The sequence below is a fragment of the Gulosibacter molinativorax genome (assembly GCF_003010915.2).
GTDB lineage: Bacteria > Actinomycetota > Actinomycetes > Actinomycetales > Microbacteriaceae > Gulosibacter > Gulosibacter molinativorax.
Genome location: NZ_CP028426.1, coordinates 2,596,338 through 2,622,721, shown reverse-complemented (window position 1 = coordinate 2,622,721; position 26,384 = coordinate 2,596,338). Strand labels below are relative to the sequence as shown.

At 61.4% G+C, this 26,384-nt stretch carries 23 protein-coding genes and 2 tRNA genes; 11 read left to right on the top strand and 14 right to left on the bottom strand.

Going from position 1 to position 26,384, the window contains the following annotated elements; translation table 11 throughout:
- Positions 1 to 7: 7 nt before the first annotated feature.
- A complete protein-coding gene (locus tag GMOLON4_RS12060; protein WP_026937076.1) occupies positions 8 to 1,003 on the top strand; it encodes a D-alanine--D-alanine ligase family protein in 996 nt (331 codons plus the stop codon).
- A 130-nt stretch (positions 1,004 to 1,133) separates the two neighbouring features.
- Here the strand turns inward: GMOLON4_RS12060 and GMOLON4_RS12055 are convergent, their stop codons facing one another.
- The 10 genes from GMOLON4_RS12055 to rpmH form a co-directional block, all read right to left on the bottom strand.
- Positions 1,134 to 1,841 (bottom strand): SDR family NAD(P)-dependent oxidoreductase, encoded by a 708-nt coding sequence (locus GMOLON4_RS12055; RefSeq protein WP_265576753.1) that lies wholly within the window; start codon positions 1,839 to 1,841, stop codon positions 1,134 to 1,136.
- Positions 1,842 to 1,885: 44 nt separating this feature from the next.
- Positions 1,886 to 2,875 (bottom strand): ParB/RepB/Spo0J family partition protein, encoded by a 990-nt coding sequence (locus tag GMOLON4_RS12050; protein ID WP_407648562.1) that lies wholly within the window; start codon positions 2,873 to 2,875, stop codon positions 1,886 to 1,888.
- A gap of 439 nt (positions 2,876 to 3,314) precedes the next feature.
- The gene (locus GMOLON4_RS12045) at positions 3,315 to 4,394 is read right to left on the bottom strand and encodes a ParA family protein (RefSeq protein ID WP_322745118.1); all 1,080 of its coding nucleotides are present in this window, start codon (positions 4,392 to 4,394) and stop codon (positions 3,315 to 3,317) included.
- Positions 4,395 to 4,969: 575 nt separating this feature from the next.
- Positions 4,970 to 5,137, bottom strand: coding sequence for a hypothetical protein (locus tag GMOLON4_RS12040; protein WP_181244113.1), 168 nt, complete (start codon positions 5,135 to 5,137; stop codon positions 4,970 to 4,972).
- Positions 5,138 to 7,782: 2,645 nt separating this feature from the next.
- Positions 7,783 to 8,445 (bottom strand): 16S rRNA (guanine(527)-N(7))-methyltransferase RsmG, encoded by a 663-nt coding sequence (gene rsmG / locus GMOLON4_RS12035; RefSeq protein WP_245575465.1) that lies wholly within the window; start codon positions 8,443 to 8,445, stop codon positions 7,783 to 7,785.
- 14 nt (positions 8,446 to 8,459) lie between these two features.
- Positions 8,460 to 8,969, bottom strand: coding sequence for a Jag family protein (locus GMOLON4_RS12030; RefSeq protein WP_407648561.1), 510 nt, complete (start codon positions 8,967 to 8,969; stop codon positions 8,460 to 8,462).
- A gap of 227 nt (positions 8,970 to 9,196) precedes the next feature.
- Complete coding sequence (yidC, locus tag GMOLON4_RS12025) at positions 9,197 to 10,171, bottom strand: membrane protein insertase YidC (RefSeq protein ID WP_026937081.1); 975 nt, start codon at positions 10,169 to 10,171, stop codon at positions 9,197 to 9,199.
- 9 nt (positions 10,172 to 10,180) lie between these two features.
- Positions 10,181 to 10,510 (bottom strand): membrane protein insertion efficiency factor YidD, encoded by a 330-nt coding sequence (gene yidD / locus GMOLON4_RS12020; RefSeq protein ID WP_181244114.1) that lies wholly within the window; start codon positions 10,508 to 10,510, stop codon positions 10,181 to 10,183.
- On the bottom strand, positions 10,497 to 10,889 hold the full coding sequence (gene rnpA, locus GMOLON4_RS16445) for a ribonuclease P protein component (protein ID WP_051266901.1): 393 nt from the start codon (positions 10,887 to 10,889) through the stop codon (positions 10,497 to 10,499). The genes yidD and rnpA overlap by 14 nt, the downstream gene beginning before the upstream one ends.
- 5 nt (positions 10,890 to 10,894) lie before the next feature.
- Complete coding sequence (gene rpmH / locus GMOLON4_RS12015; protein ID WP_026937082.1) at positions 10,895 to 11,032, bottom strand: 50S ribosomal protein L34; 138 nt, start codon at positions 11,030 to 11,032, stop codon at positions 10,895 to 10,897.
- 375 nt (positions 11,033 to 11,407) lie between these two features.
- Between rpmH and dnaA the strand changes: the two genes are divergently transcribed.
- The 9 genes from dnaA (at position 11,408) to GMOLON4_RS11970 (ending at position 22,153) form a co-directional block, all read left to right on the top strand.
- Complete coding sequence (gene dnaA / locus GMOLON4_RS12010) at positions 11,408 to 12,904, top strand: chromosomal replication initiator protein DnaA (protein ID WP_026937083.1); 1,497 nt, start codon at positions 11,408 to 11,410, stop codon at positions 12,902 to 12,904.
- 680 nt (positions 12,905 to 13,584) lie between these two features.
- The gene (gene dnaN, locus GMOLON4_RS12005) at positions 13,585 to 14,727 is read left to right on the top strand and encodes a DNA polymerase III subunit beta (protein WP_026937084.1); all 1,143 of its coding nucleotides are present in this window, start codon (positions 13,585 to 13,587) and stop codon (positions 14,725 to 14,727) included.
- Between the two features lie 3 nt (positions 14,728 to 14,730).
- Positions 14,731 to 16,005, top strand: coding sequence for a DNA replication/repair protein RecF (gene recF / locus GMOLON4_RS12000; protein ID WP_051266903.1), 1,275 nt, complete (start codon positions 14,731 to 14,733; stop codon positions 16,003 to 16,005).
- Entirely contained in the window at positions 15,989 to 16,489 is a 501-nt protein-coding gene (locus GMOLON4_RS11995) for a DUF721 domain-containing protein (protein ID WP_245575460.1), read from the top strand. Before recF ends, GMOLON4_RS11995 begins: the two co-directional genes overlap by 17 nt.
- 149 nt (positions 16,490 to 16,638) lie before the next feature.
- On the top strand, positions 16,639 to 18,741 hold the full coding sequence (gene gyrB, locus GMOLON4_RS11990) for a DNA topoisomerase (ATP-hydrolyzing) subunit B (RefSeq protein WP_026937086.1): 2,103 nt from the start codon (positions 16,639 to 16,641) through the stop codon (positions 18,739 to 18,741).
- A 51-nt stretch (positions 18,742 to 18,792) separates the two neighbouring features.
- On the top strand, positions 18,793 to 21,444 hold the full coding sequence (gene gyrA / locus GMOLON4_RS11985; protein ID WP_026937087.1) for a DNA gyrase subunit A: 2,652 nt from the start codon (positions 18,793 to 18,795) through the stop codon (positions 21,442 to 21,444).
- Between the two features lie 11 nt (positions 21,445 to 21,455).
- Positions 21,456 to 21,863, top strand: coding sequence for a DUF3566 domain-containing protein (locus tag GMOLON4_RS11980; RefSeq protein ID WP_026937088.1), 408 nt, complete (start codon positions 21,456 to 21,458; stop codon positions 21,861 to 21,863).
- 102 nt (positions 21,864 to 21,965) lie between these two features.
- Positions 21,966 to 22,039: transfer RNA gene (locus tag GMOLON4_RS11975), tRNA-Ile, on the top strand.
- 41 nt (positions 22,040 to 22,080) lie between these two features.
- A tRNA-Ala gene (locus tag GMOLON4_RS11970) sits at positions 22,081 to 22,153 on the top strand.
- A gap of 93 nt (positions 22,154 to 22,246) precedes the next feature.
- On the opposite strand, the gene GMOLON4_RS11965 is transcribed toward GMOLON4_RS11970, so the two are convergent.
- Positions 22,247 to 22,633, bottom strand: a complete 387-nt coding sequence (locus tag GMOLON4_RS11965; protein ID WP_026937089.1) for a DUF1304 domain-containing protein — start codon at positions 22,631 to 22,633, stop codon at positions 22,247 to 22,249.
- Positions 22,634 to 22,885: 252 nt separating this feature from the next.
- Between GMOLON4_RS11965 and GMOLON4_RS11960 the strand changes: the two genes are divergently transcribed.
- Positions 22,886 to 23,449, top strand: a complete 564-nt coding sequence (locus GMOLON4_RS11960) for an SMI1/KNR4 family protein (protein WP_026937090.1) — start codon at positions 22,886 to 22,888, stop codon at positions 23,447 to 23,449.
- Between the two features lie 49 nt (positions 23,450 to 23,498).
- Here GMOLON4_RS11960 and GMOLON4_RS11955 read toward each other — a convergent pair whose 3' ends face one another.
- The 3 genes from GMOLON4_RS11955 to GMOLON4_RS11945 form a co-directional block, all read right to left on the bottom strand.
- Positions 23,499 to 24,083: a DUF937 domain-containing protein gene (locus GMOLON4_RS11955; RefSeq protein ID WP_026937091.1), complete on the bottom strand. Its 585-nt coding sequence runs from the start codon at positions 24,081 to 24,083 to the stop codon at positions 23,499 to 23,501.
- Positions 24,084 to 24,187: 104 nt separating this feature from the next.
- The gene (locus GMOLON4_RS11950) at positions 24,188 to 25,234 is read right to left on the bottom strand and encodes a CobW family GTP-binding protein (RefSeq protein ID WP_051266905.1); all 1,047 of its coding nucleotides are present in this window, start codon (positions 25,232 to 25,234) and stop codon (positions 24,188 to 24,190) included.
- Position 25,235: 1 nt separating this feature from the next.
- The gene (locus GMOLON4_RS11945) at positions 25,236 to 26,276 is read right to left on the bottom strand and encodes an NAD(P)-dependent alcohol dehydrogenase (RefSeq protein WP_026937093.1); all 1,041 of its coding nucleotides are present in this window, start codon (positions 26,274 to 26,276) and stop codon (positions 25,236 to 25,238) included.
- Between the last annotated feature and the right edge of the window lie 108 nt (positions 26,277 to 26,384).

Here is a 26,384-nt window from a genome sequence, read left to right as displayed (position 1 = left end):
AACAGTTATGACGATCGAGGGACAACACGTAGTCATTCTCTCGGGTGGGATCTCGCACGAGCGCGATGTCTCGCTGCGCTCGGGCCGCCGGGTCGCGGATGCGCTGATCAAGGCCGGCGCTCGTGTCACGGTTCGCGAGCCCGACGAGAAGCTGCTTCCCTGGCTCGAGCAGAACTTTGACGATGTCGATGTCGTGTGGCCGGTGCTGCACGGTGTTTCGGGTGAGAACGGCGCGCTCTACTCGCTGTTGCGCGCGATCGACGTACCCTACGTGGGCTCACGGCCGACCGCGGCCATGCTTGCCTGGAACAAGGCCACCGCGAAGGCGCTCGTGAAGCGAACGGGCATCCGCACGCCCCAGTCGATCGTGCTGCCGAACGACACGTTCCGCGAGCTCGGTGCCACGAGCGTGATCGACTCCATCTCGAGGGGCATCGACTTTCCCGCCGTCGTAAAGCCGGTCGAGGGCGGATCCTCGCAGGGCGTGTCCTTCGTGAACGAGAAGTCGCAGTTCTCGCGCGCGCTCGTGACGGCATTCACCTACGCCGATGGCGTGCTCATCGAGAAGAAGGTCAGCGGCACCGAGCTCATGGTCGGCGTGCTCGACTTCGGCGAGGGCCCGTTCGCAGTGCCGCCCGTCGAGGTCGTGCCGAATAGTGGCGTCTACGACTACGCCGCGCGCTACAACGCGGGCGAGACGACGTACTACGCGCCCGGGCGCGTCGACGAGGCAGTGCTGACCCAGGTCTCGGAGCTCGCCGTGCGCGTCTGCCAGATCATCGGGCTCGCCGATGTCGCCCGCGTCGACTTCATCGTCGACGACGAGGGCACCCCGTGGTTCATCGAGGCCGACCCGATCCCGGGCATGACCGAGACCTCACTCGTGCCCCTCGGCATCCAGGCCGCCGGCCTCGAGCTCGCCGACGTGTACGCCCAACTCGCTGAGCATGCGGCAGCGCGCGGCCCGCGCAACACCCCGGCGCAGCCGAACCTCGTGGTCTAGTACGCCGTTCCTACCCGCGAATTGGGGTGGATGCGCCGGTTCAGTCCCAGCTCATCCACCCCATTTTCTATGCCTGGTTGGTGCCTCGTGGAGCTTCGTGAGGTCCGTGGATCCGGATTGGTTCGACCGCTTAGAAGGCGGTGACGCCGCGCACTCGATGCCCTACCGCAATCGATTCGCCGGACACCGCGCCCGCCAGCGGCGACACGAGATAGAGGATTAGGTTCGCGACGTCCTCTGGCGAGGATTCACCGGGTTTGCCGATCTCGACGGCAGCCGATGGCTCGGTGGTGACCGGCCCCGGGCTCACCGTGTTCACGCTCACGCCGGTCCCAGCAAGCGTGTCGGCGAGATTCTTCGCCGCGACGATCAGTGCCGCGTTCCGCATCGATCCGGTCATGCTGCCGGTGAGGAAGGCGTTCTGGCCGCTCACGCCGACTACGCGGCCGTATCCCGCATCCTGCATTGCGGGGACGACGGCCTTGGCCACTCGGAGGAACGTCAGCGCCTTGGCGTCGAGCGCCTTCAGGATCTCCGCGGGGTCGGAGTCAGTAGACGAATCAAGGGTGCCGGCGGCAGGAGCCGCCGCAACAACGAGTCCATCAATGCGACCATGACGTTCGAGAACGGTTGCGACCGCCTCGGCAACGGAGTCGTCCTGCGAGGCGTCCAGCTGCACACCCTCGGTGGTGCTCCGCGACGCAGGAATCGCGATTGCGCCCTCCTTGCGGAGCAAGTCGACGACCGCGCTCCCGATCAGCCCTCGTCCACCGACGACCAAAATCACGCGGTCTTCAAGCTGCAGGTCCATGTTCTCCTCCGTGTTCTGTAGTTCCATTCCCGTTGGCCGAAGGTGAGCCCGGGCGACGACGCCTCCAAGACCTACGCCTCGGTCGGTTCACCGATTGCCTCGAGGATGCGGTTGAGGTCGGCTACCGACGCAAAGTCGATGCTGATCTGGCCTTTTGTCTTTCGTAGGACGACCTTCACGCGGGTGTTGAGCCGGTCACCGAGCCGCTCACCAACACCAGACAGATGGGCGTTGAGGGAGTCGCTGCCGACTTGCGTCTGCTTTGTCGGCGGCCTATCGGTGCGGATGCTCATGGTCGCTGCGGCCAGTTCCGCCTCGCGCACGGAGAGGTTCTCGTTGATGATCTTGTTCGCGAGCTGCGTCATTGCCGCTGGCTCACCGACGGAGAGGATTGCTCGGGCGTGACCCGCGCTCAATACGCCCGCGGCAACCTTACGCTGCACATCGACCGGCAGCTTGAGCAGGCGGATCGTATTTGAAATTCGCGGTCGCGAGCGGCCGATGCGCGTGGAGAGCTCCTGCTGTGTGCAACCGAAGTCGTCGAGGAGCTGTTGGTACGCGGAGGCTTCTTCGAGCGGGTTCAGTTCCGCGCGGTGCAGGTTCTCGAGGAGTGCATCCCGCAACATGTCGTCGTCATCCGTGTTGCGGATGATCGCCGGAATGGATGTGCGCCCGGCAGCTTTTGTCGCTCGGAGGCGACGTTCACCCATGATGAGCTCATAATCACCCTCGGCGCGTCGTGGATCATCCTCAGGAATCGGACGAACCACGATTGGCTGGAAGACTCCAAACTCCCGGACCGAGTGGGTTAGCTCGTCGAGCGCATCCTGATCGAACTCGGTTCGCGGCTGGCGATTGTTCGCGAGCACGCGGTAGGGATCGAGGTTGCCGAGTTGTGCACCCGGAACAGGAAGGAGGTTCTCCGCCTCTTCTATATCGAGATCATTCGATGTATTGAGCGAGGTTCCATCTGGGCCTATCTGGGCTCGGTTATCCACAGCTGCTGTGAATGAATCTGTGGATAGGCGTGTGGACGCATGTGAAGAACTTTCGCCACTCAGTTCCGTTGATTCGTCCGTCGATTCTTCCGTCAAGACTTCGCCGGTCACGGCATCGACGGTCAGCTCGTTGTCGAACTCAGCGATTTCATCCGAACCCGGCGAAGTTTCAATGCGGTCCGATGTATCCCGTTCGAGCGTCGCTGTCGCGGTTCGGGATGCGGAACTCGTCTTCGACTTCGAGGTGGCAGCAGAGGCCGTGGTCGTTTTCTTCGATTTGGCCGCGGTCGAGGCGGAGGACTTTTGGGTACCTTTCTTCGTCTCTACTTGCACCTCAGGAGAGTGCGTCTGGACGTTCTGGTTTTCTAAATCGATATTTTTCGATGTCTCTTGTCGGCCGAGTGGCGCCGACCCGTTGAAGAACACATCGATGGCTCGATCGTCTTGGTCTGGCGCCTGCGGGATGAGGGCACCGAGCCCTCGACCAAGACCGGCGCGTCGCTTAGTTGCCATTGGTACTTGCTCCTTGCTTTGCCATTTCGAGTGCTGCTTCCTTGTAGGCGACCGCGCCGACGCCTTCGGGGTCGTAGCTGAGAACGGTCTTGTTGAAGCTGGGGGCCTCCGAGATCCTTACCGATCGTGGGATGACCGTCGAGAGGAGTTGGTCTGGGAAATGCTGCCGAACCTCGTCTTGCACGTCCTTCGACAGGTTCGTGCGCTTATCGAACATCGTCATCAGGATTGTCGAGACTTCGAGATTTGGATTCAGGTAGCCACGCAGCTGGTCGATGGAGTTCAGTAGTTGGCCAAGACCCTCGAGCGCGTAGTACTCGCTCTGGATCGGGATGAGCACTTCATCGGCAGCTGCAAAGGCGTTGATCGTGAGGAGGCCGAGCGAGGGCGGGCAATCGATGAACACGTAGTCGAACCGTTCGCCGGCCGCTTCCGTCTCCGCGAGGTATCGGTGGATCGCGTTCCTCAATCGTGTTTCACGTGAAACCATCGGCACGAGCTCGATCTCGGCGCCGGCAAGGTCCAGGGTGGCCGGGCAGCAATAGAGGCCCTTGATGTCAGGGCTTGGCTGCACCACTTCGCGGAGCGGTGTTCCGTCAATGAGCACCTCGTACGTACCTGGAGTGTCGCCTCGATGCTCGATATTGAGCGCCGTGGAGGCGTTCCCCTGGGGGTCGTTGTCGATCACAAGGACACGAAGCCCGAAGGTCGCAAGAGCCGCCGCCATATTGACGGTCGTCGTCGTTTTTCCGACCCCGCCCTTCTGATTCGACACCGTCATTACGCGTGTTTTCCCTGGTCGGGGCGCAGTTTGCCGCTTCAACGACTTCTTCTTAGCGTTGAGTTCGGTCATCTGACGGGCAATTGGCGAATCAAAGATGTCGCTCATGCTTGCAAACCCTTTCTCCCTGATCGTGTTCAGTGCTGATTTCGATCCGGGGCTTCTATCTTCGTCGGGAAATTCAAAACATCGGGGAGGCTCGCGGCTTGCGGAAAGGTACGTTTCACGTGGAACATCAGACTTTGCAGATTCGCACCTCATCACGGCGAAAGTTTGCTTCGAGCTCACTCACATCGTCCCTCAAGCCACCGACATTGTGCCGTCGGGAAGTGAAATGCGAGTGCTCGGCATTTGGCGTCGGGCGTCTTCGAGGTGGCGTCAAGAAGTGTCCGAGTTGTTTCACGTGAAACATTCCCGTGAAGTACGTTCCTGGCATGAGATCCCTTGCAACACGCGATGCCATGGAGTGTCCGCGACGACGAACAATCCCGCTGCGGACGTCGACAGCAGCGATCCGAGCGCAGACCAGAATGGCGCTTCGATCTGCGTGGCTCTCCACCGTTTCACGTGAAACCAGGGCACAGCGCCGCCCCTTCGAAATACTTCCGTACACACTTCCTTCACATCTGCGACCGAATGGTTCGTAGCGCTGGGAGGGTTCGAGGGTTGATTCAAAGCCGGCAAGTCGTTTCGTGGTTTCACGTGAAACATTCGAGGGAGAGGTGCGATTCAAGCGTGGGCTTGCATAGCCATTCTCGCGCGGCAACAGTTCCTGCGATACCGCGGCATTGAATCAACTTCCAACAGCCCTTCGCCCGTTTCACGTGAAACACTTCAGCAGCCTTGACTGGAATGCGCGCCCTTCAGTCTCTCCAGATCATGGGACCTGGTTGCGGAACGTTTCGCCTACTGAGCGACAGCCTTCCTCGGCCCTGTGTATCGACTCGTCTGCTGGGCCACGGCGAGATTTCGAGCGACAGCACGAGCACGAGCGACAGCACGAGCACGAGCACGAGCACGAGCACGGGCACGAGCGAACGATATTGATGAGACGGCGTCCACACCGGAACTTGGAAGTTTCAACGCATTGAAGCGAATCGGCAGCGCTGCGGAAACTGGGGCCGCACTACCGAAGGCGAATTTGGCCTCCTGGTTTCACGTGAAACACATCACGCCACCCTCTGTCTTCGTCATTGCTCTAGATATCCGTTTCATGCGCAGTACCGTTGATCTCCGTTTCACGTGAAACACTCGCAACTTGTTGTTGAGCAGTCCATCCAGCCACCAGTATTTGGCCCAGCTTCCTTTAGATGAGGCCTCACCGGTTGATCTTCAGTCCGTCGAGAAGGCAGACCTCGCGAGGGCCGGGTTGAAAGCCGGACGCCCAGATCCTGAGAAAGTTACCCCGCGCGCTCACGCTTCCTACGATGGAAGAATCTTCACCGATCAACCGTGGAGTGAGACCTTCCCGTTAGCGAGGCCATGGCCTGTCGTCTACCCGTGACGTGCAAGTTCCTCTGCCTGAGAATCCAGCACTGGGATAGAACTCTGCAGGATCACGAGCCGTTTCACGTGAAACACCACTGGATCTACAGGGCTAGGGTCGACGCCCGAACTTTCCATACCCATTCCGGGGCAGCGATTCCTGCCGGTGAGAAGTGCGTCCCGACCGCGCATAGAGCCTTCAACTAACCCCACCACCTGGTTCGGTACCCTTTGGACCTTCCTATCCCGACACGTTTCACGTGAAACCGAGCAAGAGTGGCACTGCGAGTGGCGACCGCGAGCGAGAACTAGCGCCGATGCTGCTCCACGAAGCAGAGGGTCAGGGTTAAGTGCCGCATACGAACTGCATCGGGTGAGGAGTGCGGGAGTAATGGCACCGCACCATCTCGAAACCTCGGTTTACTTGCAAGACAAGTCAACGAAGCGAGCCGTGTTTCACGTGAAACATGTGCAACACGTGAGAGACGTTGACAACTGTCTCGGAACCCATTGTTTGGAACAGAGTGAAGCCAACGGTGCTCTTTGGCCGACTATAAGCCGAAATGGCGCAATCGCACCGAAGTAGTAGCGAACAGCGTCCTCGTACCCGGAACCCACAACTACTTTCGCACACCACCGCTTCACACACCGCTCATCCAAGATCACTCCACTGCGAACGCAACAGAATCAAGCGACAGAACGACCCAGTGCCGAAGAAAGCACACCTGAATCATGTGCAGCCCCTCTGGGCCACCGCTATCGGCAAGCCGCCATGCGCCAAGCAGGCATGCGCCACTTAAACACTCCTCCTCGACACGCGGGGGTTCACATTCCGAAGCGTCTCAGCGTAATCAATCAGCCTTCCTCGATTCGGCCAAACACCCTTCGTCGCGAATCGGTTCTGCCCTTCCGCTAGGTGGTGTCACGTGAAACACCGTGCCGATTGCGCGATCAGCACGATCCGCGCCGTTGGAGATGCTCCCAACTGGGCTATCGCTGTCGCGCGCCCTCCAATCATATGGAAAGCCACTTCAACTCACCACTGAACTCCCGAGCGCGCTGTTTCACGTGAAACATCCTGATCGAGACTCAATCCGCCTCACTTCGCCTGACTCTCATCAGCATCTGATCCAGGAAAGCCCACCGAACCCATTCTCTGTCCCGCATCAGAGGGTCCGAAGTAAGGCTGACTCCATCAGTTGCGTTTCACGTGAAACATCAGGATCTGATCGCACAAAACCAAACGACCAATGCCCAATGCCCAATGCCCAATGCCCAATGCCCAATCCCCAATGCCCAATGCAAGGTTAGGACAAAGAGAGACATTCGTTGGACGGGCATGTTCCAGGAGGAGTGCCATATCGACCAGCTGCAACCTGGCATCCTTTCCATGCCCAGCACCCGGATCAGCTCCTGACGCACTTGGCGGAGGTCATTCGGAACTCAACATCAACGATGGATTGCATTGCAACAGCCACCAGGGGGTTCCACGTGAAACGCACTCACCGCCGAGCAGTCTCATGACGGTATGGGGCTAAACGGTGTGTTCGACCATGCAGTACGTGTTTCTCAGAACTCGTCAAAGATGTCGAAGCCGCTGTGGTGTTCCGCGTGAAAGCGAAGATTGTTGTTCCACGTGAAACATCGTCATCTTTATCACTCAGGCAAGCGACGCGAGGGGCGAAAGAATAATCGGTTCTATGCAGTGCATGTCCCGCCCGAAATTCATTTGGGCGAGCCAATCCGTGATCTCTGAGCCATGAGTCGTGTGGTCACTTGCCCATCAAAAGTGTGGGGGCACCACACGCAACAAGATTCCAGAAACGCTGAGACGGATCCTAACGACGGATTGAGAGCATCACCTTGCACAACCAAAGGATCTCGGGGAATGTGCCGCAATGCACATCGAGCCTGATGGGTTTCACGTGAAACGCCAAAATGCCGAGCATCGATTCGCTTGCGAAGTACTTCGCTGCTGCTCGAAGCATCCACGCTCGCGACAATCAAACTCGAGAGTGAGAGTAAAAACACCTGATCAGAGGCACTTTATACCCAACAAAGCAGGATCAGTGCCCGCTCCGACTGTCCTCAAGTCCGCTGGACCGAGACAGCATCCTGCAAACTCTGCCCGAGCCAACGTTCCGATCCGTGGTTTGCGTCCGGTTGACTCAAGATCCTGCTGGGAGGGGCGTTACTGCACCGTCGCGCGAACCACCCGGGTGGGTTCGGTGTCGAGGCCCTCGCCAACCTCTTCGACCCGAATATCTTCGAGTCCATATCGGCGAATGACCTTGGCGGCCTTCGTGATTTCGGCCTCGGCCGAGCGACCCTTGAGAAGAACGATCTCACCGCCATACTTCACGAGCGGAACCGTCCACGGTAGGAGCTTCGAGAGCGCGGCAACTGCACGCGCGGTGACTTGATCGAAGGCGACCGTTTCAGCGATATCTTCCGCTCGTCCACGAACTGCCTTCACGTTGTCGAGTTCGAGGTCGCCGATCTGCTGTACCAGCCAATCGTGCCGACGCTCCATCGGCTCGATCAGAGTGAACTGCACATCCGGTCTCGCAATCGCGAGAGGAATCCCGGGGAGGCCAGCGCCCGAACCAACGTCGCCAACTTCGCCGTGAAGCAGTGGAGCGATCAACGCCGAATTGATGATGTGCCTCGTCCACAGTCGGGGATACTCCAACGGCCCGAGCAGTCCGAGCAATTCCCCGTCCCGAGCGAGCGCGTTGGCATAGGCCTGCGCGAGCCCAACGCGGTCGCCGAATATCTCGTCAGCAACAGCAGGGCGCGCCTCAACCTCGACGCGCTCGCCTTCGATCTCGACCTCGTTGATTGCCTCTGGAATATCCACGCTGGTGACTAGTCCTGAGCCTGGAGCACCGTGTGACGGTCGCGACCCTCACCCTCGCTCTCGGAGTGATATCCGCGCTCGGCAGCGATGTCGTGCACAATCTTCCGCTCGTACGAGGACATCGGCGGCAGAGCCGCCTTGGACGCACCGCCCTCAATCCGCTCGATCGCCCGACCCACGAGGTCCTCAAGCTCCTTCTTGCGCGACTCTCGCGAGCCGCCAATATCGAGAATCAATCGTGAGAACTCGCCGGTCTCAGCCTGCACCGCGAGCCGCGTGAGCTGCTGCAGCGCATCCACGACTTGGTTAGACGACAACTTCGAGAGGTTCGAGTCACCATCAGCGGTCACCGAAACATAGGTGCGTCCGCCACGGACATCGATCTCGAGGTCACCATCGACATCAGCGATGTCGAGGAGCTCCTCGATGTAGTCGGCGGCAATGTCACCCTCGTCGCGGTCTTCCTCGTCCGCGTCGTCGTCTAAACTTGCCACGTCGTCGCCCGCGCCGGCGTCGATCTCGTCGTCGTCCGCAGCGTCGTCCTCAGCAGACTCGGACGCGTCCGTGGCCGACTCAGATCCGCCCTCGACGAGGTCAGTCTCGTCAGTCACGGTGGTCGCGTCCTCGATCGATTCCGACTGCTCGAGTGCGTCTTCGTGGCGCTCGTCTTCTCTAATGCCGCTCGTCATTTACTTCCCTTTCGGCGGAACGTGGGCAGCAGGCAGAGCCTGCGCCTAAATCAAAACTACTTCTTCTTTTTCTTCTTCTTAGCGCGCTGCTTCGACATCGGCTGCTCGCGCTGACCCTGCGGCTTCTCGACGATTTCCTCGACCGGCGCGCCCTTCTTCTTCTTCTGGTTCGCGGGGTTATCGGCCGAAGTCTCCCACTTGCCCTGACGGCGCAGTCGCTCCTCGCGCTTCTTCGCGGCGTCCGAACCCGGCGTCGGCATCTGGCGAATGGTGACCCACTGCTGACCCATCGTCCACAGGTTTGACAACGCCCAGTAGCTCATCACACCGATCGGGAACATGAGGCCCGAGACTGCCATCACGAGCGGCAGGAGGTACATCATCATCTGCTGCTGCTTGAACATCGGCGACTCCTTGGCCGCCGGCGAGATGTTTTGTGCAGTGATCTGGAACTGGGTGAAGAACTGGGTTGAGACCATCAGGACGATGATCAAGATGGCGGTGATGATGACCGAGGTGTTGCCACCGTTATCCATCAGCGTGGCGCTAAGCGGGGCCCCGAAGATCTCGGAGCTTGAGAAGGAGTGCGCGAGCTCGAGGTTCATCGCGCCGACACCGGCCTGGTTACTGTTCGCCGTGTTCAGCACGCGGAACAGGGCGAAGAAGATCGGCATCTGGATGAGCATCGGCCAGCAGCCCGACAATGGGCTCGAGCCATGCTCCTTGTACAGCGCCATCGTCTCTTGCTGCATCGCCTGCTGCGAGAACTGATCGCGCTTGCCCTTGTACTTATCCTGGATGCGCTTGAGCTCAGGCTGGAGCTCCATCATGCCGCGCATCGATTTCAGCTGCCGAACCGTCAGCGGAATCATTGCCGAGCGGACGATGATCACGAGCAGGAAGATCGAAAGAATCCAGGTCCAACCACCGAGATCGCCCAACCCCACCTGCGTGAGGAGCCAGTGGCCACCCACGAGGACGGCTTCAATGACCCAGCGAAGTGGCCACAGGAGTGTGTCTAAAAAGTCCATTGAGAGGGGTCAGTCTTTCGGTTGGAGGGTTGATACTACGAATCCAGGGGCGGTGATGCGGATGTCAAAGGCGCGCTTGGGTTCAGGCACCTCGTCGAAATCGGGTTTCGCCCAGGGGTGACAACGAAGGATGCGCCGGAGCGCCATCCAGCTACCCCGCAGGAGTCCGTATACCTGTACTGCTTCTAAACCATACGCGGAACACGTCGGGTAATAGCGGCAAACGTCACCGTAAATGGGCGAAATAACCTTCCGGTAGACGAGCAAAAGCGCCACTCCGAGATTGCGCGGTGCCAGGACGAGATTGTGAAGTGCTCGAAGCACGTTAATCGACCACATCCGCACACGAGCATTGCTCTGGAATCGCCGTCACACCAATTCGCTCCGATGCGCTGAGGGTCGCCGCGCGCGTTCGCGTTCGCAGCTCGTCATAAGAAAGGTCCGCAGCTTCCGGAAAGACGCGGATGATGAAGGAGGCTCCCGTAGGGATCAGCACGAGAAGCTCGCGCGAGATCGCCTTGAGCCGACGACGAAGTCGATTGCGTACAACAGCAACACCCACCCGCTTCGTGATGATGAATCCGAATCGAGTGGGTGCAGTTGCGTCGGCGCGAAGCTCGGCGAGAACGACGAGCCCACGTGCACTTACCCGAGTGCCCCTACGAGAAATTCGACGGTAATCGTCGCCTCGAGTGACCCGATTCGGGTGAGCTAGCAATGACGTTACGCCGAGAGGACCTTGCGGCCCTTCGAGCGGCGCGACGCGAGGATCGCGCGGCCGGCGCGAGTGCGCATGCGAAGGCGGAAGCCGTGCTTCTTCGAGCGGCGGCGGTTGTTCGGCTGGAAAGTACGCTTGGACATAAATTGACTCCGGGATTTGTAGCCCCGTCAACGGGGAAACGACTAATCGCCCTGACTACGGGCTCAACCGCAATAGACTACATCTCTGCCGAGATCTAGGTCAAGTAGTACTTGAGGTGCGGTGTTATCTACCACCCTACCCACAGGATTGCGGAGCGACGCGCCGAAGACTCTAAAAAGGATTGACAGAATCCCTCCGGGTGGTCTTATGCTGGTCGGTCTACCGCTACTATTATTCACAGATTCCACAGTTATCCACAGGCACTGTGCATAACTTGCCGGCACAGGCAGGCACGGGAGAGGATCAAGCCCGACACGCCTGTACCTCGAGAACGACTCGAGTCACGGAACACTACGCAACCCGAGGAGCCAGTCATGACCGAAGACGTCAGCGTCATCTGGTCAGCACTCCTCAACACACTCGAAACGAACGAGACGGTATCCGCATCGATGCGGGCGTTCTTTCGCATCGTCGAGCCAAAAGGCGTGATGAGCGGCACAATTTACCTCGAAGTGCCGAACGATATGACCCGCACGATGATCGAGCAGCGCGGTCGAGAGCCCCTCTTCGAGGCAATCAGCAAGCTTCCTACCGAGATGGAAATCGCGAACTTCGCCGTCGTCGTGAATCCCGATATCCGTCAACAGCCGCCGCTTGACACGCAAGTTTATGAAGTCGAGCCCGATCACCCAAGCGCGCTGGAACAAGCTTCTCTCGCCCAAACCGAGGTGTTGAGCGAACCGTTTTCCACTGGTTATTCACAGGCTGCTCCCTTGCCGCAGGGTCGGCAGCAGGCGCCATACCACGCGGAGGCTCCGACCCCCGCACCGGTCCACGACTCTCGGCTCAATCGGCGCTACAACTTTGAGAATTTCATCATCGGTTCATCGAACCGGTTCGCGCATGCGGCTGCGGTCGCCGTCGCCGAAGCCCCCGCCCGCAGCTACAACCCCCTCTTTATCTACGGGGATTCCGGTCTTGGCAAGACGCACCTGCTCCACGCGATCGGCAACTACGCCGAGAATATCTACCCCGGGATTCAGGTGCGGTACGTCTCGAGCGAAGAGTTCACGAACGACTTCATCAACTCGATTGCGGACAACCGCGCGCAGGAGTTCCATGCGCGCTATCGCAACAACGACATCCTGATGATCGACGATATTCAGTTTCTGCAGGGCAAGGACTCCACGATGGAGGCCTTCTTCCACACTTTTAACACGCTGCACGAGCACAACAAGCAGGTCGTCATTACCTCTGACGTGCCGCCGAAGCAGCTCACGGGGTTTGAAAACCGGATGCGTTCCCGCTTTGAGTGGGGACTCATCACCGACGTCTCTGCCCCCGACCTCGAGACGCGTATCGCAATTCTTCGTAAGAAGGCGCAAGCCGACGACATTTCGTTGCCGAAGGATGCGATCGAGTTCATCGCCGCCCACGTCAACGGCTCAATTCGTGAGCTCGAGGGCACGCTCATCCGCGTCACCGCGTATGCGAATCTCAATCAACAAGCCATCGACCTGAATCTCGTGAGCCTCGTGCTCAAAGACCTGCTGATTAACGATGAGCCCAGCATCATCTCCCCCCAGGAGATCATTCGCGAGACCGCCGACTACTTCCACCTCAGTGTCGAAGACCTCTACGGTTCGAGCCGTTCACAGGCGATCGCCACGAGTCGACAGGTCGCGATGTACCTGTGCCGCGAAATGACCAATCTCTCCCTGCCGAAGATCGGACAGCTCTTCGGCGGTCGCGACCACACGACCGTGATGTACGCCCACCGCAAGATCACCAAGCTCATTACCGAAGACCGCTCGGTGTATAACCAGGTCACCGAGCTCACTTCGCGCATTCGCCAGGCGAGTAAGAACTAACTGGCGCCCCGCAGACTCCCGCCCCGCGCGATTCTCGACACACGCGGAATCTCGGCCCATGCGAATTCCCCACTCGCAAAATCCCTCTGCCCACACAATCGTGTGGGCTTTTTGCGCCTCGGTCACGTAATCCACAGTCACACAGAGTTATCCACAGGTCCAGTGGATAACTCTGTGTGGAACCGCTGGAATCTCGGTGGACAAGTTTTTGCGCCTCGGTTTCCACAAACTGTGGATAACTCACCCGAACCGGGGCCCAAAACTGTGGAGAAATCGTATATCCCTGTGGATATCTCGATTTCCATTCACATGGATGTCAGCAAAGATCACTTTCCGTTCACCGACCAATCACAACTCACACGAATGTAGTTCCCTACTGCGAACAAGCATCCACAGAGTTATCCACATTATCCACAGGTGTTAATAGTGCGGTTGCAGATTTAAATTTCATCCAAGGCCTGCTCGTGACATTGACCGCCGAGCCGAGCTTGAGGCGCCCGAAAACGCGTCAACACGTCCTTGACCCAAGGGTATCGAACAAATAATCGAGTGAAACTGTGCGTCCCAAACCGCTCCCACAGACGTCCAAGTCCGTAGCAGGCAGCGCATCCTGGAGCTTGATTTTTATGTCGCAAGATGCGGCTAGCATTAGTTCTCCACCAACCACAGGAGGACGCACCGTGAAGTTCGAGGTCAACCGCGACGTATTCAGCGACGCAGTGTCATTCATCGTGAAGCTCTTGCCTCAACGACCGACGCTGCCGATTCTGAGTGGTGTGGTGCTCGAAGCCACGGACGCTGGCCTCTCGCTGTCGTCGTTCGACTACGAAGTTTCAAGCCGCACGGCGGTGGATGCGCAGGTCGAGGAGGCTGGCGCGGTACTGGTCCAGGGTCGACTGCTCGCCGACATCGCTAACCGTCTCCCGGATGCCCCCGTAACAGTCGAGCGCACTGATCAGGGTGTGGCAATCACCTGTGGCCGAGCAAACTTCTCGCTGCCGACGATGCCGATCGAAGAGTTCCCGACGCTTCCCGTCGTCGATGGCACGACCGGAGTGGTCTCGGGCGAGGATTTCTCCGAGGCAATCGGCCAGGTGTCGGTGGCCGCATCCAAGGAGGATGTCGCGCCCGTTATCACCGGTGTGAATCTCACGCTCGCGCCCAACGAGCTCAGCCTCGTTGCGACCGACCGCTACCGCGTTGCCGTTCGCACCATCAACTGGCAGAGCAACTTCAACGAGGGTGACCAGGCCCTCGTGCCGGCTCGCACCCTGAGCGAGGTTGGTAAGTCCTTCTCGCACGCGAGCGAGGTTGTCATCACGCTCGTCACGGAAGGTGAACGCCAGCTCATCGCGTTCACCGCGGATGGCCGCACCGTCACGTCGCTGCTCATCAAGGGCAACTTCCCGGCAGTCTCGCGACTCTTCCCTGCGGATACCCCGCACTTCGCCGTCATTCAGGGCAGCGAGGTCGTCGACGCGGTTCGCCGTATGCAACTTGTCCTGGAGCGCGAGCAGGCGCTGAGATTCTCGTTCACCGACGAGGGTCTGACGCTGCAGGCACACGGTGCCGAGCAGGCAGCGGGTTCGGAGGAACTCAGCGCGAACCTCGTCGGCAACGGGATCGTTGTGTCACTCAAGCCGCAGTTCCTGCTCGACGGAGTCAGTGCGATCCACTCGGCGTTCGTGAAGATCGCGTTTACGGCAACGGACAACCCGAACAAGCCGGGCCCCGTCCTCCTGAGCGGCCAGACTTCGCTCGACGAGCCCGCCGAAAACGACACGTTCCGCTACCTGCTGCAGCCGAATCTGCTCATGCGATAAGCGGTGCACGTCACTCACCTCACGCTGCGCAATTTCCGTAATTACGCATCCGCGGATCTCGATCTGGCACCCGGTGTGCGCATCTTCGAGGGCGTCAATGGGCAGGGCAAGACGAACCTGGTTGAGGCGATCGCGTACCTGTCGAGTCTTCGGTCGCACCGGGTCTCGAGCGATTCGGCACTCGTGAAGTTTGGCGAGGATGCGGCAATCATTCGGGCCGAGCTCGCGCACGGACCACGCCGGCTCAGCATCGACGTCGAGATCACGAAATCGGGGTCAAACAAGGCCCGCGTGAGTGGGCATCCCGTGAAGGCGCGCGAGCTGCCGCGGTATTTCAACACCGTGTTGTTCGCGCCGGAGGATCTCGCGCTCATCCGGGGCGAGCCCCAGCAGCGGCGCAGCTTCATCGATTCGCTGCTCGCCACTCACGCGCCAAGGCTTGCGGACGTCATCGCAAACTACGAACGTGTCCTCAAGCAGCGCAACTCGCTGCTTCGCTCGGCCAAATCGCGCACGGTTTCGGATGCGATGCTCGGCACGCTCGAGGTCTGGAACGATCAGCTCATCATGCTCGGCACCGAGATCATCGCGGCCCGGCTCGCGCTCGTGACCAGGCTTCGCCCGCACCTCGCGAAGAGCTACATGGCACTCGTGGATGCGGACCACGGCGCCACGATGACGATGCGCGTGTCGGCGCTCGCTGATGCCAAGAAGCTCATGGATGAAGACGGTGCGGGTGGGGAGATCGACTCGGAGCTCACGGTCGAGGAGATTCGCGAGCAATTCACGCTTCGGCTGAAGGATGCGCAGGCCAGGGAATTCGAGCGGGGCACGACGCTCGTTGGGCCCCACCGCGACGACGTGACGTTCTGGCTGAACGGACTCCCGGCACGCATCACCGCGAGTCAGGGAGAGTCGTGGTCGTTCGCACTGTCGCTCAAGCTAGCCGCGGCGCAGCTGGTTCGCGAGGAATCGCGCACGGGCGACCCGGTGCTCATCCTGGACGACGTGTTCTCAGAACTCGACGGCCAACGTCGCAGCCGACTTGCCACGGCCATCGAAGGCTTCGAGCAGGTCCTCATTACGTGCGCCGTGCTGGAGGACTTGCCCGAGGAACTGTGGACCCGAACCATTCGGATCTCGGCGGGAACGATCGTGGGGGAACAGGCGAGCAGCCACGCAGTGCGGGAGTCGCAAGATTCGCAGGCAGGGCAAGACTCGCAGGCCGCGGAAGTCGCGGATGATGCACAGGGCGAGGCCGATGACCGAACAAAGTGAGGCATCCGAGGTCTGGAACCGCTTCAAAGAGGTGTTCGGCGGCAAGACCACCTCGTTTCATCGCCGCAAGCAGCGCGGCGACAAGAAGCAGGAGGCGACGAAGGAAGAACAATTCGCGTTCGGCCCGCACCGCGATCCGATCGGCACCGCAGACCTCCTCGACAGCCTCTTTCGGCAGTACAACTGGCAGGGGCCGCTCGCACAGGCGAAGGTCATCAACGACTGGGCGCAGCTCGCCGGCGAGCAGACGGCGCAGCACACGCAACCGCTCTACGTCAACGAACGCAAGCTGGTCGTGCAGTGCGACTCGACGGCGTGGGCAACGCAGCTGCGGAGCATCCGCTCGACCATCCTCGCCACGATTCGCGAGCGCGTTCCGGATGCGGAAATCGACGAGATCCAGTTCCTCAATCCAGGTGCGCCGTCCTGGAAGCGCGGCCCGAGATCGATTCCCGGCCGCGGGCCTCGAGACACGTACGGATAGGGATCACGTACTGACCCACGGGTGAGGGGTCAAAACCGATTAGAAGGCCTTCTAAGGCTAAATGGCGGCGTCCTTGGTAGGATGGGACGTCTGCCCTGGGCGAGTCCCGGGCTGATTACTTTTCATGAACCGTCAAGGAGCCCGAATCGATGAGCGAGACCGAAGCGAATCACCAGGTCCCCGGCAGCCACAAGGTGGAAAACCAGTATGGCGCAAGCGAGATCCAAGTACTCGAGGGACTAGAAGCGGTTCGTAAGCGGCCGGGTATGTACATCGGCTCGACCGGCCCGGACGGTCTGCACCACCTCGTCTATGAGATCGTCGACAACTCGGTGGACGAGTCTCTCGCTGGGTACTGTGACGACATCGTCGTAACGCTGCAGGCCGACGGCGGCGCGAACGTGGTCGACAATGGCCGCGGCATTCCCGTGGAGCTCCACCCGGTCGAGGGCGTTTCGACGCTCGAAGTCGTGCTCACGAAGCTACACGCCGGTGGCAAGTTCGGCGGCGGCGGATACGCGGTGTCGGGCGGTCTGCACGGCGTCGGTTCGTCGGTCGTGAACGCGCTGTCGCACCGTTTCATCGCGGTCGTGCACCGCGATGGCTACGAGTGGTCGCTCGAGTTCGCCGACGGCGTGCCGCAGCACGAGATCAAGCGTGGCAAGGAAGTCACCGACACCGGCACGAACATCACGTTCTACCCGAACGGCGACATCTTCGAGACCGTCGAGTTCGATTACGAGACCCTCCGCGCGCGTTTCCAGCAGATGGCGTTCCTCAATCGCGGCCTGCGCATCACCCTCATCGACGAGCGCAACCCGAACACCCTCAAGGCGAGCCTCAAGACCGTGAGCGAGGTGCTTGAGACCGAGTCGATTCAGGTCATCACCGAGGACACGGTCGCCGAAGAGCAGCCGGAAGCCGCGGGCGAAGAGGAAGCGTGGGAGCCGCGCAAGCAGGTCTTCAAGTACGACCGTGGTCTCGTCGACTACGTCGAGCACCTCGTCAAGCGCAAGAAGGTCGAGCCCGTCCACGACGAGGTCATCGAGATCATCGAGGAAGATGACGAAGCCAAGATCTCGCTCGAGGTCGCGATGCAGTGGACCGAGTCGTACAACGAGTCGGTGCACTCGTTCGCGAACACGATTAACACCAAGGAGGGCGGTACCCACCTTGAGGGATTCCGCTCTGCCCTCACGTCGGTGATCAATCGCTACGCGCGCGACAAGAACCTGCTCAAGGACAAAGACGAGAACCTCTCTGGTGAGGATGTCCGCGAGGGTCTCGCGGCCATCATCTCGGTCAAGCTCGGTGAGCCCCAGTTCGAAGGCCAGACGAAAACGAAGCTCGGCAACACCGAGGCTAAGTCCTACGTCCAGCGCGTGATGACCGCATCCCTCAACGACTGGCTCGACCGCAACCCGACTCAGGCACGCGAGGTGATCCGCAAGGCGAGCCAAGCATCCGCCGCCCGCATCGCGGCCCGACGCGCGCGCGAGCAGACGCGCCGCAAGGGCCTGCTCGAGTCGAGCGGTATGCCCGGCAAGCTGCGCGACTGTTCCTCGCGAAACCCAGCGGAATCCGAGATCTTCCTCGTCGAGGGCGACTCGGCCGGCGGCTCGGCGGTGCAGGGGCGCAACCCGCGCACGCAGGCGATTCTGCCGCTGCGCGGCAAGGTGCTGAACGTCGAGAAGGCGCGCATCGACCGCGCCCTGCAGAACCTCGAAATTCAGTCGATGATCACCGCGTTTGGTACCGGAATCGGCGACGACTTCGATGCCGAGAAGGCGCGCTATCACAAGGTGATCCTGATGGCGGATGCGGATGTTGATGGCCAGCACATCACCACGCTGCTGCTCACTGTGCTCTTCCGGTTCATGCGCCCGCTCATCGAGGTGGGCTATGTATACCTCGCGATGCCGCCGCTCTACCGCCTCAAGTGGACGAACGCGGCGCACGAGTACGCCTACTCGGACGAGGAGCGGGATGCGCTCATCGAGCGCGGCAAGGCGGCTGGGCGTCGCCTGCCGAAGGACAACGCGATCCAGCGCTACAAGGGTCTCGGCGAGATGAACTACTCGGAGCTCTGGGACACGACGATGAACCCCGAAACGCGCACGCTTCGCCAGGTCACGATGTCGGATGCGGAAGCGGCCGACGAGGTCTTCTCCACGCTCATGGGCGAGGACGTCGAATCGCGCCGTGCGTTCATCCAGCAGAACGCGCACGACGTGCGATTCCTCGACATCTAGCCCGCGCATCCACTTTTTTCGAACTTCTGACACAAGAGGCTGACAACTTAAATGGCTGATGAGACTGATCTCACCAACGACAATGGCGCGGGCGAAAACGCTCCGGTAACCGACCGGGTTGAACAGGTAGACCTGCAGCTCGAGATGCAGCGCTCGTACCTCGACTACGCGATGAGCGTGATCGTGGGGCGCGCGCTCCCCGAGGTTCGGGATGGGCTGAAGCCCGTCCACCGCCGCGTGATCTACGGGATGTACGACGGCGGCTACCGCCCCGACAAGTCGTTCTCAAAGTGTGCGCGCGTCGTCGGCGACGTGATGGGTCAGTACCACCCGCACGGTGACTCGGCGATTTACGACACGCTCGTGCGCCTCGTGCAGCCGTGGTCGATGCGCTACCCGCTCGCGCAGGGTCAGGGCAACTTCGGCTCGGCAGGTAACGACGGCGCTGCTGCTCCCCGTTACACCGAGACAAAGATGGCACCGCTCGCGCTCGAGATGGTGCGCGACATTGAAGAAGACACCGTCGACTTCATGGACAACTACGACGGTCAGACGCAGGAGCCGACCGTCCTCCCTGCCCGTTACCCGAACCTGCTCGTCAACGGGTCGGAGGGTATCGCAGTCGGTATGGCGACCAAGATTCCGCCGCACAACCTCCGTGAGGTCGCCGATGGTGCGCTGTGGGCGCTCGAGCACCCGGATGCATCCCGCGAGGAGCTGCTCGAGGCGCTGATGCAGCGCATCCACGGCCCGGATTTCCCGACCGGCGCGCAGATTCTGGGCACCAAGGGCATCCAGGAGGCGTACCGGACCGGTCGCGGCTCGATCACGATGCGTGCCGTCGTGAACGTCGAGGAGATCGGCGGACGCACGTGCCTCGTCGTCACCGAGCTGCCGTACCAGGTGAACCCCGACAACCTGTCGGACCGCATCGTGCAGATGGTGCGTGACGGCAAGATCAACGGCATTGCGGACATCCGCGATGAGACGAGCGGCCACACCGGTCAGCGACTCGTGATCATCCTGAAGCGCGACGCGGTCGCGAAGGTCGTGCTGAACAACCTGTACAAGCACACGCAGTTGCAGGACACGTTCGGCGCGAACATGCTTGCGATCGTTGATGGGGCGCCGAAGACGCTCGCGCTCGACGGGTTCATCAGCTACTGGCTTGACCACCAGGTCGAGGTCATCGTGCGCCGCACCCAGTACCGACTGCGCAAGGCCGAAGAAGAGGTGCACATCCTGCGCGGCTACCTCAAGGCGCTGGATGCGCTCGACGAGGTGATTGCGCTCATCCGCGCCTCGGCCACCGTCGAGGTCGCGCGCACGGGCCTCATGGAGCTGCTCGGGGTCGACGAGATCCAGGCCTCCGCGATCCTGAACCTGCAGCTTCGCCGCCTTGCCGCGCTCGAGCGCCAGAAGATCACCGACGAGGCAGACCGACTCGAGACACTCATCCTCGAATACAAAGCAATCCTTGCCTCGCCGGAGCGGCAGCGCGAGATCATCTCGGAGGAGCTCACGGAGATCGTGCGCCGCTTCGGCGACGACCGTCGCACCGAGATCCTCCACGGCTTCGAGGGCGGCGTGAGCGACGAGGAGCTCATCCCCGTCGAGGAGCAGGTCGTCACCGTAACCCGCGCCGGCTACATCAAGCGCACGCGCAGCGACCAGTACCGGTCTTCGCACCGCGGCAGCAAGGGTGTGCGCGGGGCGCAGCTCAAGGCCGATGACATCGTCGAGCACTTCTTCGTCACGACCACCCACCACTGGCTCCTGTTCTTCACGAACTACGGCCGCGTGTATCGGGCGAAGTGCTACGAACTCGTGGAAGCCGGCCGCGACTCGAAGGGTCAGCACATCGCGAACCTGCTGCCGCTGCAGCCGGGCGAAGAGGTCGCCCAGATTCTCGACCTCGAGAACTACGAGGAGCAGGACTACCTCGTGCTGGCGACCCGCAACGGACTCGTGAAGAAGACTGCGCTCTCGCTCTACGACACGAACCGCCAGGCTGGCGTCATAGCGATCAAGCTTCGCGACGGCGACGAGCTCGTCTCGGCGATGGCGATCAAGGATGGGGACCACATCTTCCTGTTCTCGCACGCTGGCCAGTCGCTGCACTTCATCGCGGACAATGAGCAGCTGCGCCCGATGGGTCGCGACACCTCGGGTGTGAAGGGCATGAGCTTCCGCGACGGCGACTACCTCATTAATGCGTCTGTGGCCACGGATTCGGATCTGTACGTGTTCACCGTGACCGAGGCCGGCTACGCGAAGCGCACCTCGGTGGATGACTACCGCATCCAGGGCCGCGGTGGCCTCGGTATCAAGGTGATGAAGCAGTCCGAGGAGCGCGGCGAGATCGCCGGTGCGCTGCTCGTGCACGAGCAGGATGAAGTGCTCGTCATCCTGAATTCGGGCAAGGTCGCGCGCTCCGACGTCTCCGAAGTGCCCGCGAAGGGTCGCGACACGATGGGCGTCGTGTTCGCGCGCATGGACAAGAAGGACTCGGTCGTCGGCGTTGCTCGGAACACCGAGCGTGACCTCGGCGAGGACGAGGATGCCGATTCGTCGGTTGAGCCTGACGCTGCGGTTGAGTCTGACCAGTCGGTTGAGCCCGTCGAAGCCCCCGAGGATGCAACCGAGGTCGTAGAAACCGAGGATGCGGCCGAAAATGATGCCGCCTCTGAGACAGACGAGTAGGATCGACGATCATGACATCTGTAGCGGACAAGCTCGCAAAGAAGTCGGAGCGTCGCACCTCCAATAAGCAAGTGCGGCTTCGTCTTGTACAACTCGACATCTGGTCCGTCGTGAAGCTCGCGCTCATCATCGCGGTCTGCATCGGCGTCGTGATCATCGTCGCGGCAATCCTGCTTTGGGTGGTGCTGGCGAACACGGGCGTGATGGACTCGTTCAATAGCCTGCTGAACGACGTCACGAGCAACGAGGACATCACCGTGGAGTCGTTCATCAACTTCCAGGGTGTGCTCGGGTTCTCGGCGATCCTCGCGCTCCTCGAGGTCGTGGTGACTACCGCCCTCGCGGCGATCGGCGCCTTCCTGTACAACCTCTCGGTGCGCCTCACGGGTGGCCTCGTGTTCGGCTTCACCAACTCCTAGGAAAGGTCAGAGATTCTTCGCCGCCGATTTTGCGGAATGGAAAATCGGTGGTAATCTCTTCTCTTGTGCCAAGGCATTTCGAGTGAAAATCTCGGCACGAGAGGGGCTATAGCTCAGGTGGTTAGAGCGCATCGCTGATAACGATGAGGTCCGAGGTTCAAGTCCTCGTAGCCCCACTCAATCCGCTAGGATTGACCTGTTGTTCGCCAGAACATACGGGGCCTTAGCTCAGCTGGTAGAGCGCCTGCTTTGCAAGCAGGATGTCAGGAGTTCGAATCTCCTAGGCTCCACAACTTCATAGAAACGAAAACCCCTGGGAGACCAGGGGTTTTCTTTTTCGCCAGGCAGTGTCGCCGTGCCGAACAACAGCGTCGGCGTGAGCGTTACATGACGAGGCCGACGGCGAGCGCGATTACGCCCAGCAGCGGCAGCATGCCCTGCTTCAAGGCAGCACCCCGCTTGTCCGGGCTGGAAAGCAGCAGCACGAGCGCAGCGGCGGCCATCGACCCGGCACCGGTGAACACCAACGTCGCACCAACCTGGGGCGAGCCGACCGCGAAGAACACGATTCCGATCACGACGGCGATTGCGAGAAACAAGTTGTAAAAGCCCTGGTTGAATGCCAGCGCCTTCGTCACCTTCGCCTGCTCGGGTGTCGTCCCGAACGTGGCGCGCGCCCTCTCCCCGGTCCAGACAACGGACTCCAAGTAGAAGATGTAGACGTGGATGAGTGCCGCCAGCCCGGCGAGGATAAGACCTGCGATGACCATGAGGGAGCTCCCTTCGGGCGAAACCGATTCTTTAACGACTCTTTCAGAATATGGCGCTCCGATCGCCCACGTCCCGCAATAAGCTGCGTAGATCACGGCACTTCTGGCGCGCCCACCGGGCGGATGCTGGCCACGGCATCCGGGACAAGGTCGCCATGAAAGGATTCCACGACGAATAACGACTGCGGTTGGGCGGCGGTCCTGCTCGGTCAAAAACCAAGCGAGTGTCACACTCATGAGGGAAGGCAACGCATGGACATCGACGATGCGTGGAACATCATCGAGCGGGTGCTGTACGACCGGCTCCCGCGGGTCGCGCAGACACTTCGTGGGCCGGTGACCGGCGATGCCGTGGAGCGGCTCGAGCGGGAGATCGGGCATCCGCTGCCTGCAGATTTCGTGCGGAGCCTCGAGCGCCACGATGGCCAGTCAAATCCGACCAGGCTGCTCGATCTCTTCGATCACCACACGCTCCTCAGCGCGGATGCGATGGTCGAGATGTCGAAGATCCGCGTGAGCGCCCTCGGCGACGACCGAGCGAACTTCATTGACTGGATTACCCCGGACAAAGTGCGGCCGGTCGTGAACTGTCGGGGTTGGTTGCAGTTCACCGACTCCGAGGGCGACGGTTACGCCATGGACCTCGAACCGCTCCCGGCCGGGGAGGTGGGGCAAATCTTCTATCTACCGATGGACGATCCTGAGGCGCCCATCGAGTTCGCCTCGTTCGGCGCCTGGTTGTCTTCGTATGCCGAGAAGCTCGACGCCGGAGCGTTCCGAATCGATGACAAGACTGGGCTCTGGCTTAATCTGTGAACGGGTGTGCCGGGAGATCCAGCACACCCGTCCAGATCGATTGCGAACCCTACTTGCGGCCGCCACCGAGCAGGCCGCCGAGCTGGCCGAGAATGCCGCCGAGGCCGCCGCTGGACGAACCGCCGCCGAGGATGCCGCCAAGCACATCCGCAAGGCTGCCTTCGGAGCCGCTCTGCGTTGACGTGGTGCCAGAGGCATCCGTGCCAGCCGCATCGGGCTGATCCGCCGCATCCTTGTTCGGAGTGTTGCGCTTCGACATCTTGCTCGCGAGCATCGCCAGAATGATCGGCGCGACGATGGGCAGCAGCTTCTGGATGAGGTTCTGGTCGGTGCCGGAATTCTCGGCCACCTTCTCGACCACCGCATCCTTCTGCCCGCCGAAGATGTGCTGCGTGATCTTCTGGCCATCGGCCTCGTCGACCTCGTCGATCGAGGTCGCGCCGTCGACGTGCTGCGACAGCGCGTTGTTCAATGATTCGGCGCCCGAAGGAGACTGGGCGTTCGCCTGCATACCGCCGACGAGCGAGGGGACGAGGTCGTTCAGCGCGCGCTCGACCTCTTCGGGCGAGGCGCCCACGCGCTGTGCGAGCTGGTCGACGGGGAGACCGTTGAGGAATGCATCTACGTCAGTCATGGAAGCTCTTTCTCTCGAATTCGGGCCAGGGGTTCGCGCCCTTAAGCCGAAATCCTAAAACCGCTCACTCGAAGAATTTCTGGGTGCAGGATGCGCACTCCGGCCTAACTGCTGAGCCTGCGGTATCGCTGCAGTCGCTCGAACCCCGCCGTGTCGGGCTCTTCGGTGGATGCGCGGGCCACGTTCTCGAGACGACGCTCGGTGGCAGCCTGGTCGAGCTCCATGCCGATCGCGACGAGCTCGCCCTCGACACGCGCATCCGCGAGCCGTGTCACGTGGATCGTGCCGCCCACGACGTTCACGAGGAATCCGTGCACGCTCTCACCTCGGCGCACGCCGATACGGCCCTTGATGCGGTAGGCGCCGGCCGGCGGCTGCTCGAGCAGGTCAACGAGCGCGCTCGGGGACACGGGCTCCGTCAGCGCGACCGACGCGGCCCGCGCGTGGTCGTGGTGGGTGTGTTCGACGGCCGCCTCCCGCAGCAACTGAGCGATCGGCAGCTCATCGAGCGGGTCTTCCTCGGTCGCCGTGTCGAACACCAGCGCCGGATCGATCTGCCCGGCCCGGGCGATCACGATCGCAGCCCCTGGGTTCCGTTCGAGGACGCGCTCGCGGATTGCCCTGATCGTCGCCTCGCGTTCGTGCTCGGAGAGCAGATCCGTCTTGCCAATCACGATGAGCGACGCGACGGCATACCGAAGCGGCAGCTCGGGCACCCGATCGACCGTGCGAAAGTGTTCGACCGCGTCGATAACCTCGACGATCCCGGCTGCGCGGATGCGAGGCACCTTGCTGAAGCGGATGATCCGATCCAGCGCGAGCGGGTCTGCCGCGCCGCTCGCCTCCACGAGAATCGCATCCAGCCGGAGTTTCGGCTGCGAGAGCTTCGCGAGGGCGTCGTCGAGCCCGCCCGCGTCGGGAAGGCAACACAAGCATCCGCCCGAGATCGTCGAGGCCTCATCGATCTGGCCGGAGACGAGTGCCGCATCCACGTTGATGGTGCCGAAGTCGTTCACGACAACGCCGAGCCGGGCACCGGGCGCGCGCAAGAGGTGATTGAGCAGGCTCGTCTTTCCGGCGCCGAGGAAGCCGGTGATCGCGATCAGCGGCACCTTGCCGGTCACCTGCTGCGAAGCCGACGGAGCAGCCACGCTAGAGGGTGTGCGCGTCGATGACGAAGCGATAGCGCACGTCCGACGAGAGCACGCGCTCCCAGGCCTCGTTGATGCCCTCTGCCGCGACAAGCTCGGTCTCGGGGTGGATGCCGTGTTCGGCACAGAACTCGAGCATCTCCTGGATCTCGGCGATCCCTCCCGTGGTGGAGCCGGCGAGCGCGCGGCGACGACCGCCGAGCAGGAACGGCGGGATGGTGAACGGTTCTGACGGGGCGCCCACGTTTACGAATGTACCGTCCACGCGCAGCAGCTTGAGGTAATCGGTGACGTCGAAGCCCGCCGAGATCGTGCTGACGATCACGTCGAGGCTGTCGCGCAGCTCGGCCATCGCCGCCGCATCCGTCGTGTCGACGTACCGCTGCGCACCAAAGGCGAGCGCGTCATCCCGCTTCTTCGTGCCGCGCGAGAGCACCGTGACATCGGCGCCGAGCGCGACCGCGAGCTTCACGCCCATGTGGCCGAGTCCGCCCATGCCGAGGATCGCGACGTGCTTGCCGGGACCCGCACCCCAGTGCTTGAGCGGCGAGTAGGTCGTGATGCCGGCGCAGAGGAGCGGCGCGGCCTTGGCGGGGTCGAGGCCCGCGGGGATACCGAGCACGTAGTCCTCGTTCGTGACGATCGCCTCGGAGTAGCCGCCCTGCGTGATCGTGCCGTCGGCGTCGACACTGCCGTAGGTCTGGGTGTTGCCGTTCAGGCAGTACTGGTCGTGCCCGAGCTGGCATTGCTCGCACGTGCGGCACGAGTTGGACTGGCAGCCGACGCCAACGGTGTCGCCGACGCGATGCTTCGTCACCTCGGAGCCAACCTCGGCGACGCGACCGACGATCTCGTGACCGACGACCTGCGGGTAGGCGATCTCGCCCCACTCGCCGCGGATCGTGTGGATATCGGAGTGGCAGATGCCCGCGTAGTCGATGTCGATGAGCACGTCGTGCGGCCCGACGTCGCGGCGCTCGATCGTCATCGGCACGAGCGGGTCGGTGGCGTTGATGGATCCGTAGGCGTTGACGGTTCGCATGTGCTGGCTGCTCCCTCGAATGAGTTGCGGAAAGTGCTGCTTTCCATCATGCACCCGTGCCGGCTGCGATTCTGAGCACGCTGAGCCGCCCAAAAGCTCGCAGGCACC

Excerpts from the sequence above, each read along its gene's own strand:
- GMOLON4_RS12060 (WP_026937076.1), top strand. The coding sequence starts at position 8 with ATGACGATCGAGGGACAACACGTAGTCATTCTCTCGGGTGGGATCTCG.
- GMOLON4_RS12055 (WP_265576753.1), bottom strand. The coding sequence starts at position 1,841 with ATGGAACTACAGAACACGGAGGAGAACATGGACCTGCAGCTTGAAGAC.
- yidC (WP_026937081.1), bottom strand. The coding sequence starts at position 10,171 with ATGGACTTTTTAGACACACTCCTGTGGCCACTTCGCTGGGTCATTGAA.
- yidD (WP_181244114.1), bottom strand. The coding sequence starts at position 10,510 with ATGTGGTCGATTAACGTGCTTCGAGCACTTCACAATCTCGTCCTGGCA.
- rpmH (WP_026937082.1), bottom strand. The coding sequence starts at position 11,032 with ATGTCCAAGCGTACTTTCCAGCCGAACAACCGCCGCCGCTCGAAGAAG.
- dnaA (WP_026937083.1), top strand. The coding sequence starts at position 11,408 with ATGACCGAAGACGTCAGCGTCATCTGGTCAGCACTCCTCAACACACTC.
- GMOLON4_RS11995 (WP_245575460.1), top strand. The coding sequence starts at position 15,989 with ATGACCGAACAAAGTGAGGCATCCGAGGTCTGGAACCGCTTCAAAGAG.
- gyrB (WP_026937086.1), top strand. The coding sequence starts at position 16,639 with ATGAGCGAGACCGAAGCGAATCACCAGGTCCCCGGCAGCCACAAGGTG.
- gyrA (WP_026937087.1), top strand. The coding sequence starts at position 18,793 with ATGGCTGATGAGACTGATCTCACCAACGACAATGGCGCGGGCGAAAAC.
- GMOLON4_RS11980 (WP_026937088.1), top strand. The coding sequence starts at position 21,456 with ATGACATCTGTAGCGGACAAGCTCGCAAAGAAGTCGGAGCGTCGCACC.
- GMOLON4_RS11965 (WP_026937089.1), bottom strand. The coding sequence starts at position 22,633 with ATGGTCATCGCAGGTCTTATCCTCGCCGGGCTGGCGGCACTCATCCAC.
- GMOLON4_RS11960 (WP_026937090.1), top strand. The coding sequence starts at position 22,886 with ATGGACATCGACGATGCGTGGAACATCATCGAGCGGGTGCTGTACGAC.
- GMOLON4_RS11955 (WP_026937091.1), bottom strand. The coding sequence starts at position 24,083 with ATGACTGACGTAGATGCATTCCTCAACGGTCTCCCCGTCGACCAGCTC.
- GMOLON4_RS11945 (WP_026937093.1), bottom strand. The coding sequence starts at position 26,276 with ATGCGAACCGTCAACGCCTACGGATCCATCAACGCCACCGACCCGCTC.